The sequence below is a fragment of the Pseudoclavibacter sp. RFBJ3 genome (assembly GCF_002931375.1).
GTDB lineage: Bacteria > Actinomycetota > Actinomycetes > Actinomycetales > Microbacteriaceae > Pseudoclavibacter.
Genome location: NZ_PSXZ01000009.1, coordinates 403,443 through 412,986 on the forward strand (window position 1 = coordinate 403,443; position 9,544 = coordinate 412,986).

8 protein-coding genes are annotated in these 9,544 nt (G+C 70.3%); 4 read left to right on the forward strand and 4 right to left on the reverse strand.

The annotated features are described in order from the left end of the window. Nucleotides 1-42 precede the first annotated feature (42 nt). The 3 genes from C5E07_RS11255 to C5E07_RS11265 form a co-directional block, all read right to left on the reverse strand. Nucleotides 43-717, reverse strand: a complete 675-nt coding sequence (locus C5E07_RS11255) for a GntR family transcriptional regulator (protein ID WP_104299463.1) — start codon at nt 715-717, stop codon at nt 43-45. A 132-nt stretch (nt 718-849) separates the two neighbouring features. Continuing rightward, the gene (locus tag C5E07_RS11260; protein ID WP_104299464.1) at nt 850-1,392 is read right to left on the reverse strand and encodes an EVE domain-containing protein; all 543 of its coding nucleotides are present in this window, start codon (nt 1,390-1,392) and stop codon (nt 850-852) included. A 36-nt stretch (nt 1,393-1,428) separates the two neighbouring features. Next, a complete protein-coding gene (locus C5E07_RS11265) occupies nt 1,429-1,965 on the reverse strand; it encodes a DUF4916 domain-containing protein (RefSeq protein WP_104242772.1) in 537 nt (178 codons plus the stop codon). A 31-nt stretch (nt 1,966-1,996) separates the two neighbouring features. On the opposite strand from C5E07_RS11265, the gene C5E07_RS11270 reads away from it, so the two are divergent. Then, the gene (locus C5E07_RS11270; RefSeq protein ID WP_181057944.1) at nt 1,997-2,695 is read left to right on the forward strand and encodes an alpha/beta hydrolase; all 699 of its coding nucleotides are present in this window, start codon (nt 1,997-1,999) and stop codon (nt 2,693-2,695) included. Between the two features lie 13 nt (nt 2,696-2,708). Here C5E07_RS11270 and C5E07_RS11275 read toward each other — a convergent pair whose 3' ends face one another. Further along, a complete protein-coding gene (locus C5E07_RS11275; RefSeq protein WP_068479399.1) occupies nt 2,709-2,888 on the reverse strand; it encodes a PspC domain-containing protein in 180 nt (59 codons plus the stop codon). A gap of 126 nt (nt 2,889-3,014) precedes the next feature. Between C5E07_RS11275 and C5E07_RS11280 the strand changes: the two genes are divergently transcribed. The 3 genes from C5E07_RS11280 to C5E07_RS11290 all read left to right on the forward strand — a co-directional run bounded on the left by C5E07_RS11280 (nt 3,015) and on the right by C5E07_RS11290 (nt 9,469). After that, complete coding sequence (locus C5E07_RS11280) at nt 3,015-7,928, forward strand: DNA glycosylase AlkZ-like family protein (RefSeq protein ID WP_104299466.1); 4,914 nt, start codon at nt 3,015-3,017, stop codon at nt 7,926-7,928. A gap of 82 nt (nt 7,929-8,010) precedes the next feature. Next, complete coding sequence (locus C5E07_RS11285) at nt 8,011-8,703, forward strand: pentapeptide repeat-containing protein (RefSeq protein ID WP_104299467.1); 693 nt, start codon at nt 8,011-8,013, stop codon at nt 8,701-8,703. After that, nucleotides 8,690-9,469, forward strand: a complete 780-nt coding sequence (locus tag C5E07_RS11290) for a DNA-formamidopyrimidine glycosylase family protein (RefSeq protein ID WP_104299468.1) — start codon at nt 8,690-8,692, stop codon at nt 9,467-9,469. The genes C5E07_RS11285 and C5E07_RS11290 overlap by 14 nt, the downstream gene beginning before the upstream one ends. Nucleotides 9,470-9,544 lie beyond the last annotated feature (75 nt).

A 9,544-nucleotide genomic window follows, 5' to 3' on the forward strand; every position in this document is an offset into this window, starting at 1 on the left:
AAACAGAGTTGTTACAAAGTGTTTCGCTGTGTGGAGGGTTTGCTAAGCCTCTTCGGGTAGCCCAGCCCACCAGCCGACGACATGGCCGATGTGCCGATGCATGAGCTCCGCAGCCTCATCCGCCTTGCCAGACTCGAGCAGCACCAGCAGATCCGCGTGCTCACGCGACGACGCCGTGAGCTCCTGGGAACCGAGCATCTCGGTCAGCCCCGTCAGCCTCGTCTGCCTTCGCAGCGCGGTCACGATCGACACGAGACGCTCATTGCCGGACAGCCCGAGGAGCTTCGCGTGGAACTCGATGTCGACCGCCAGGTACAGGGGAAGGTCCCCCGCCGCGGACGCCGCGTCGATCTGGGTCGCGAGCTCGCGCAGCTCGGCGCGAGGAGCCTCTGGGAACTCGACGGCCAGCTCGCGCACGATCGGCACCTCGAGCATCTGCCGCACCTCGACGATCTGTCGCAGCTCCTCGACGGAGACGTGCGTCACCCGGAACCCCTTGTTGCGAACGGGCTCCACGAACCCCAGCTTCTCGAGGTTCAGCATCGCCTCCCGCACGGGAGTCGCCGACACCTCGAAGCGAGCCGCGAGCGCTGGAACGGAGACGAGCTCGCCCGCCGCGAGCCCTCCCGAGACGATCGCGGCGGCGACGGAGTCCTCGATGGTGGCGCGCAGGTTCGACTGCTGCGCCGCCGGCTTGAAGTCCAACGCGTCGATCATGGGCACTCCGCTCGTAAGGCTCGCTCTGGTCGGAAAGCGTAAGCACACCTCAGGGGTGTTCATCACTTCCACTCAATAATGTGTCACATGCGTCCGCAAAGCACGGCCTTCGGCGAATCTGTCCGCCGACGCTCAGAAGCGGATTGCGTACGGATCCTCGCCTGGGTCCCGATCTCGCTGCTCCCCGGACGGTTCCGACTGCGTGAGACCGGTCTCACGGATGAGCCCCATCCCGAGCGCACTCGGCTCCGGAGACGGCCGACGGACCGCGTCCTCGAAGATCTCGAAGTCCCGACGAGAGAGCTCGAGCCAGCCCGCGCGCAGCCGCTCACCCCAGTACTTGTCGTTCCGCGTCAGATCCAGCAGATCGCGCAGCGGCCGGATGAGCGCAGGACGCGCCTCACGCATCCACTGCACCTCCCTGCGCCACGGCGACGACCCCCTCCCGCCAGCCCGGTACGGCTCGTCGTCGAGCACGTAGCCCGCCTGCACCACGCTGCGAAGCGGCTCCCCGTCCGGGTTCACCTCGCGCGGACAATAGAGAGCCACGCCATCGGACACGCGCATCTGCTCGACCCCCTCGAGCGCACCCCACGGTGCCTGCACGAAACCGCCCTCGACCATCGCGAGGGCGCGATCAAAGGGCTGCACGACAAGCCAGTAGCGGATGGCCACGGTCAGATGGTCGAAGGACTGGAGGCTCTGGCGCCCCTAGGGCCAGAGGCCGAGGTGGCCGATCGCGGTGCGAAGCACCTGGCCGCGGCCACCCTCGAGCTCCTCGAGCAGGTCGGGGTCGAGTGCCTGCTGCGGAGTCAGCCACGTGATCTCGAGCGCGTCCTGGCGAGGGTTGCATTCCCCGGCGACCGGAACGATGAACTCGAGCGCAACCGCATGCTGGCGCGAGTCGAACAGCCCAGAACCGGGCATCGGCGAGAACTCCGCCACCGTGAAGGGGGCGAGCGCCTGCGGCAGAGCCGGGAACGCCATCGTGCCGAGATCCTTCTCCAGATGCCGAAGGAGGGCGCCCCGAATCGACTCCCCGTACTGCACGCGCCCAGAGACGAACGAGCGCGTCATGACGCCCTCGTTGTCGGCCCGAAGCAGCACGCCGAGGTGCTCGACCTTGCCCGAGGCGTCGACACGCACCGGGATGGCCTCGACATACAGCATCGGCACGCGACGCCGCACGAGCGCGAGCTCGTCGTCGTTCATCCAGCCGGACTCAGGATCAGGAGTGCGCACCGTCATGACCCCATTGTGGACCATGTATGTTTCCCGGGTGAGCACAGCATCCACAGGTATCGATCCCAAGACGCTCCTCTGGCGGGGCGGCGACACCGAGACGGCGGCCACGAGCACGCTCCCGCTCGTCGTCGGACTGCACGGCTACGGCGCAGACGGAACGGACATCCTCAGCCTCACCGGGCAGATGCCCCAGGGCTTCAGGTACGTCTCCGTGCCCGCCCCGCACCCGCAGCCGGATGGCGGCCGCGAGTGGTTCCCGCTGCGCTTCGCCGACCCGATGACGGGCGAGGTCGCGGTCGACGCCGACGCCCAGATCACTCTCGAGCAGGGCGCGAACGACGCTGCGGCAGCCGTCATCTCACTCCTGGACACGCTCGGCGTCCTCGACTCGGGCGCGCCACTCGCGCTGCTCGGCTACTCGCAGGGCGGCATCGTCGCCATGCAGGCGCTCCGTCAGCGACCCGCGGCATTCCGGGGAGCGCTGCTGCTCTCTGGCCTCGTCGCCGTCGGCACCGTTCCGGGGGACGCCGAGCTCGCGGATGCCCGGCCGCCAGTCTTCTGGGGGCGGGGCGACGCCGACACGGTCATCCCCTCGCTCGCGGTCGAGCACACGGCAGCATGGCTCGAGGCCCACGCCGACGCAGAGATCTACGTCGAGGCGGGCCTCGGTCACGCGGTCTCCGAGAAGGAGCTCGTGCGGATGGCGGGGTTCCTCGAGCGTGTGCTCGGGTAGCTCCCCCAGCGCCTTAGTCGTTCGGGATGAGCAACCAGAGCGCCAGGTAGATGATGACCTGCGGGCCCGGGATGAGGACCGACAGGACGGTCAGCAGGCGGACGACAAACGGCGACCAGCCGAATCGCTGCGCGATGCCCGCGCAGACTCCGGCGATGACGCGGCCGCTACGGGGGCGAACAAGACGCTTCATGTGAGATCACTCCTTCAGAACGTGGTGCATCCAGCTTCGCGCATGCCGGCTGGATGATCGTCCCCCGGGAGGTTGATCCGGTCCTCCTGGAGGCTGATGTCGGTGGTGTGTGGTTCTGTTGTCGTCATGCCTGAGACGACCGCACTCGACGCGTTCTCCCCCGCGACACGGGAGTGGTTCCGCGGCGCATTCGTGAGCCCGACCGCGGTCCAGGAGGCATCCTGGCGCGAGATCGCCGACGGGCACCACACCCTGGTCGTGGCGCCGACCGGCTCCGGCAAGACACTGAGCGCGTTCCTCTGGGCGATTGACCAGCTCGCGGCCGAGCGCGGCACCGAGAGCGAGCAGGCGAAGGCCGAGCGGCGCACGCGCGTCGTCTACCTGTCCCCGCTGAAGGCACTCGGCGTCGACGTCGAGCGCAACCTGCACTCGCCGCTCGTCGGCATCACGCAGACCGCCAGGCGGCTCGGCTCGGTGGCACCGGACATCCGCGTCGGGGTGCGCTCAGGAGACACGAGCCCCACCGAGCGCAGACAGCAGCTCCGCAACCCACCCGACATCCTCATCACGACGCCCGAGTCGCTCTATCTCATGCTCACGTCTCAGGCGCGGAAGACGCTCACCGGTGTGACGACGGTCATCATCGACGAGGTGCACGCCGTCGCCTCGAGCAAGCGCGGCGCGCACATGGCCCTCACACTGGAGCGCCTCGACGCGCTCCTCGACAAGCCGGCGCAGCGCATCGGCCTGTCCGCGACGGTTCGGCCCCTCGACGAGATGTCCCGCTTCCTAGCCGGCAACGCACCGGTCAAGGTCGTCGCCCCGCCGAGCACGAAGACGTTCAAGCTCGAGGTGCGAGTTCCCGTCGAAGACCTCAGCGACATCGGCATGACCCGAGCCGGGGCCGCGACTCCGACCTCGGCCGACGCATCCGGAGCCATCGCAGATGCAGACCCGTTCGCGGACTTCGAGGCTGGGGCCGCCGCCGGCTCACTGCGCGACCCCGCAGCCGACGCAGAGGCCTCAGGCTCGGTGTGGCCGCACATCGAGGAGGCCATCGCCGACCTCGTCGAGTCGCACCGCTCCACGATCGTGTTCGTCAACTCGAGGCGCCTCGCCGAACGGCTCACGGCCCGACTCAACGAGATCGCCGACGAGCGCGCGTCGGCCGATGCCCCGGCGGCCGACACGACGGAGGCAGCAGACCCCTACAGCGCCGCAGCCCCCGGCGTGCGCTGGTCCTCCGGCGAGAACAGCGCGAGCCCGAAGGCAGCGCCGCAGCGACCGCCTGCAGTATCCATGGGGCAGGCGGGCCAGTCGTCCGGCGCCCCGCTCTCCTTCGCACGCGCCCACCACGGCTCCGTGTCGAAGGAGTCTCGCGCCGAGGTCGAGAACGCCCTCAAGAGCGGCACCCTCCGCTGCGTCGTCGCCACCTCCAGCCTGGAACTCGGCATCGACATGGGAGACGTCGACCTCGTCGTCCAGGTCGAGTCGCCTCCCTCGGTCGCGAGCGGACTCCAGCGCGTTGGCCGAGCCGGCCACCAGGTCGGCGAGACCTCCGAGGGCACGATCTTCCCCAAGCACCGCGCCGATGTCCTGCACTCCTCCGTGCTCGCATCGCGCATGGTGACCGGGCAGATCGAGCGGATGCGGGTGCTCGCCAACCCCCTCGATGTGCTCGCCCAGCAGACGATCGCCGCAGCGGCCATCGAAGACCTCGACGTCGAGGAATGGTTCGACCTGGTCCGGCGCTCGGCGCCGTTCGCGTCCCTGTCGCGACCCCTCTTCGAGGCGACCCTCGACCTGCTGTCCGGCAAGTACCCATCCGACCAGTTCTCCGAGCTGAGGCCACGCCTCGTGTGGGACCGCGACCAGGGCACCCTCACCGGAAGACCCGGTGCGGCCAGGCTCGCCGTCACCTCTGGAGGGACCATCCCCGACCGGGGCCTCTTCGGAGTGTTCCTCGCCGGTTCCGAAGACGCCGACGCGCAGCGAGGGCCGCGTCGCGTCGGCGAGCTCGACGAGGAGATGGTCTACGAATCGCGCGTCGGCGACATCTTCGCGCTCGGGGCGACCAGCTGGCGCATCGCCGAGATCACCTTCGACCGAGTGCTCGTGACCCCGGCCTACGGCCAGCCGGGCCGACTGCCCTTCTGGGTCGGCGACGCGCTCGGGCGACCCTCCGAGCTCGGCCAGGCCATCGGCGCTATCACCAGGGAGATCGCCGCCAAGGGGCAGGTGCCCGAGGCACTCGCCGCCCTCATGGACGACAACGCCGTGCAGAACGCCGTCGCCTACGTGCGCGAGCAGCAGGACGCCACCGGCCAGGTCCCGAGCGACCACACGCTCATCGTCGAGCGCACGCGCGACGAGCTCGGCGACTGGCGCATCATCCTGCACTCCCCGTACGGCTCCCCCGTGCACTCCCCCTGGGGCCTCATCGTGGCGGCGCGCATCCGCGACCGCTACGGCCTCGACGGCGGCGTCGTCGCAAGCGACGACGGCATCATCGTGCGAATTCCGGAAGGCGACGCCGAACCGCCCGGCGCAGAGCTGTTCGCCCTGGAGGCCGACGAGATCGAGCAGATCGTGGCTCGCGAGGTGGGCGGCTCGGCCCTGTTCGCGTCGCGCTTCCGGGAGGCGGCGGCCCGTGCGCTGCTCCTGCCGCGCCTCAACCCCGGCAAGCGCTCGCCGCTCTGGCAGCAGCGGCAGAAGGCCGCCCAGCTGCTCGACGTCGCCAAGCAGTATCCGACCTTCCCGATCATCCTGGAGGCCGTGCGCGAAGTCCTGCACGACGTCTACGACCTCGACGCGCTCGTCGATCTCGCGAAGCGCGTCGCGGGCCGCGAGGTACGCCTCGTCGATGTGACCACCGAGCAGGCGTCGCCCTTCGCCCGGACGCTGCTCTTCGGCTACGTCGGCGCGTTCATGTACGAAGGCGACAGCCCGCTCGCCGAACGACGAGCTGCCGCACTCGCGCTCGACACGAGCCTCCTGGCCGACCTCCTCGGCAGGGTCGAGCTGCGGGAGCTGCTCGATGCGAAGGTCATCTCGAGGCTCGAGGCCGAGCTGCAGCGCACGGCCCCCGACCGCCTCGCGCGCGACGCCGAAGGGGTGGCCGACCTCCTGCGCGTGCTCGGCCCGCTCAGCGTCGACGAGATCGCGGAGCGCCTGCGCGGCGAAGACCTCGGCACCGATGGTGGCGCTGACGGTCACGCTGACGGCGACGGCGACGGCGACGAGCCCACCGACGAGCACGTGCCCACAGCCACCGCCTCCGTCGCCGAAGAGCACGTCTCGGCGCTCGTGACGGCGAAGCGCGCGCTGCGGGTTCGCATCGCGGGGGTCGACCGCATCGCCGCGATCGAGGATGCCAGCCGCCTGCGTGATGCCCTCGGCGTCGCGCTCCCCATCGGCGTCCCCGTCGCGTTCATCGACCCGGTGGACGACCCGGTCGGCGACCTCGTCTCCCGCTACGCCCGCTCGCACGGCCCGTTCTCGGTCGCCGAGGTCGCCGAGCGCTACGGCACGGGCCAGGCGGTCGTGCGCGAGGCGCTCACGAGACTCGAGCTCGCCCGTCGTGTGGTCGAGGGCGAGTTCCGGCCAGACCGCGAAGGCTCGGAGTGGGTCGACGAGACCGTGCTCAAGCGCCTCCGCGCCCGCTCCCTCGCCGCGCTCCGCAGCGAGATAGAGCCCGTCGAGCATTCCGCGTTCGCCCGTTTCCTCCCGGCTTGGCAGCACGTCGGCGGCGAGCTGCGCGGAATCGACGGCCTGATCACCGTCATCGACCAGCTCGCGGGCGTGCCCGTCCCCGCCTCGGCGCTCGAGAGCCTCATCCTCCCCGCCAGGGTGCGCGACTACCACCCGAGCATGCTCGATGAGCTCACCACGGCGGGCGAGGTCCTCTGGCGCGGGCATGGCGCGATCGGTTCGAGCGACGGCTGGATCAGCCTGCACCTCGCCGATACGGCGCACCTCACGCTCCCCGACCAGCCGGAGGGCGAACCGGATGCGCGCGGCAGGCACATCCTCGACGCCCTTGCCGGGTCCGGCCCGGGCTTCTTCCCCCAGCTGTCGCGGCACGTGCGACTCATGCTCGAACCCGAGTCGACCAGCGACCGCGAACTCTCCGACGCCCTCTGGGCGCTCGTCTGGCAGGGACGCGTGACCAACGACACCCTGTCGCCCCTCCGAGCGCTGATCTCCGGCGGTCCCGGCTCGGCGAGCACGTCAGCGCATCGAGCGCCCAGCCGAGCCGCACGCGGCAGGCTCTACCGTGGCCGCGTCGCCATGGCGCCGAGCGACTCCGCCGGAAGCCCCACCGCCTCCGCCTTCGCCTCCCAGCGGCCAGCACCCTCGCAGCCCCACACGAGCGGCCGCTGGACCCTCGGCCTGCAGGGCGTGAGCGACGCCACCGAGCGTGGCCTCGCCATCGGCGACCTGCTGCTCGACCGCTACGGCATCGTGACCCGCGGCAGCGTCATGGCGGAGGAGGTCCTCGGCGGGTTCGCGCTCGTCTACCGGGTCCTCGCCCGCTTCGAGGAGTCGGGGAAGGCCAGACGCGGCTACTTCATCGAGAAGCTCGGCGCCGCCCAGTTCTCGACCGTCGGCGCCGTCGATCGCCTCCGCGGCTTCACGCAGGAGTTCGACGCCGAGAAGCAGTTCGAGACGCTCACGCTCGCCGCGACCGACCCCGCCAATCCCTACGGGGCGGCGCTCGCGTGGCCGAGCGACGAGGACTCGCAGACCAAGCACCGACCCGGCAGGAAGGCCGGTGGGCTCGTGACGATGGTCGACGGCGCCCTCGCGCTCTACGTTGAACGCGGCGGCAAGACGCTCCTCACCTTCACCGACTCCGACGACGTCCTGCGGGCGGCAGCGAGGTCCCTCGCCGACACGGTCCGGCGGGCGCGCATCCCGAACCTGGTGATCGAACGGGTCGATGGCACGTTCGTACTCGAGACCCCCCTCGCGAGCATGCTGCAGGAGGGCGGGTTCTCGCTCACCACCCGCGGCCTGCGCATGCGGCCTGGCCAGTGAGCCACGCCGCGACGCGCATCGAGAGCAAGACAAGACCAGACCAGACCAGACCAGAAGCAGAACCGACAGCAGAGGCGGCACAGTGGCGACAGCACGCGGACGACGAGGAAACAGGGCAGGCGGCACCGAGCCGAGGATCGAGGCGCCGTACCTACCGGAACTCGACGATGCCAGCGCCGCGGACTTCGCGACGGCGCGGGTGCACGAGCTGCAGCACTTCACCGAGGTGCGCGGCGAGGAGCTCGACGCCGCCGGCGTGACGTTCTCCGAATGCCGCATCGAGGGCCTCACGGCCCGCAGACTCCTCCTGCACTCGGGACGGGTGAGCGAGTGCGTGCTCGAGCGCATCGAGGTGCCGGTCGTCGAAGGGCAGCGCCAGTCGTTCCGGTCCGTGAGCTGGACGGCATCCCGACTCGGCTCCGCGGACCTGCACGAGTCGGACTTACAGAACGTCGAGTTCCGCGACGACCGGCTCGGCTACGTCAACCTGCGCGGCGCAACCCTCACCGATGTCCGCTTCGCCGACTGCGCGTTCGACGAGATCGACCTCGGGGGTGCGACAGCACGACGCGTAGCCTTCACGGAGAGCCGCACGGGCATCCTCGACGTCACGGGCGCCCGCCTCGAGCACGTCGACTTGCGTGGGCTCGAGTTCTCGACCATCACGGGCCTCGAGGGATTGCGCGGCGTCACCGTCTCCCCGTCGCAGCTCGAGGCGCTCGCACCCCACCTCGCGGCCCACCTTGGCATCGAAGTGCGTGATGCCGGAAGGTGACACCGTCTACCGGGCGGCGACCCGGCTGAACCGCGCCCTCGCGGGCCGTGAGCTGACACGCTTCGAGCTGCGAGTTCCGAAGTACGCGGCTCTCGATCTGGCCGGCCTCACCGTCGACGAGGTCGTTCCGCGCGGCAAGCACCTCCTGACTCGCATCGGCCCGCACACCCTGCACACCCACCTCGGGATGGACGGCAGCTGGCAGCTCGTGGCCGCGGGCGGGAAGTGGCCCCGTCCGGCGTACCAGGCGAGGGCGGTTCTCGGCACGACTGTCGGCAGCGCAATCGGCTTCGAGCTCGCCGTCGTGGAGATGCTCGCGAGCGAAGACGAAGCCGATGCCGTCGGGCATCTCGGTCCCGACCTCCTCGGCGACGACTGGGATGCCCAGCTCGCCGTCGCGAACCTGCGCCGAGATCCAGACGCCGAGCTCGCCGGGGCCCTCCTCGAGCAGCGCAACCTCGCGGGTCTCGGGAACGTCTACGTGACGGAGCTGCTCTTCCTGCGCGGCCTGCATCCGCACACCCCGGTGTCCGGCGCCGGCGACCTCGACCGACTGGTCGAGCTTGGCCACAAGCTCATCGTCGCGAACCGCGACCGGGTGGAGCGCACGACGACCGGTGATCTGCGACCGGGCAGGCGAACCTACGTCTACGGCCGATATGGCAAACCGTGTCTGCGCTGTGGGACGCGCATCCAGCGCGGCGTCCAAGGCCGCGAGCGGGTCGCGGCCTGGTGCCCCAGCTGCCAGCCAGCGCCGCCCGCCTGACTCCCGACTCCGCACCCCGCGCCGTCCCCCGCGCTCGCACCCGGCGCCCCGTCCCCTCGCCCCGCGTCCCGCACC

Coding starts and splice junctions, on each gene's coding strand:
- C5E07_RS11255 (WP_104299463.1), bottom strand. CDS start 717: ATGATCGACGCGTTGGACTTCAAGCCGGCGGCGCAGCAGTCGAACCTG.
- C5E07_RS11265 (WP_104242772.1), bottom strand. CDS start 1,965: ATGACGGTGCGCACTCCTGATCCTGAGTCCGGCTGGATGAACGACGAC.
- C5E07_RS11275 (WP_068479399.1), bottom strand. CDS start 2,888: ATGAAGCGTCTTGTTCGCCCCCGTAGCGGCCGCGTCATCGCCGGAGTC.
- C5E07_RS11280 (WP_104299466.1), top strand. CDS start 3,015: ATGCCTGAGACGACCGCACTCGACGCGTTCTCCCCCGCGACACGGGAG.
- C5E07_RS11290 (WP_104299468.1), top strand. CDS start 8,690: ATGCCGGAAGGTGACACCGTCTACCGGGCGGCGACCCGGCTGAACCGC.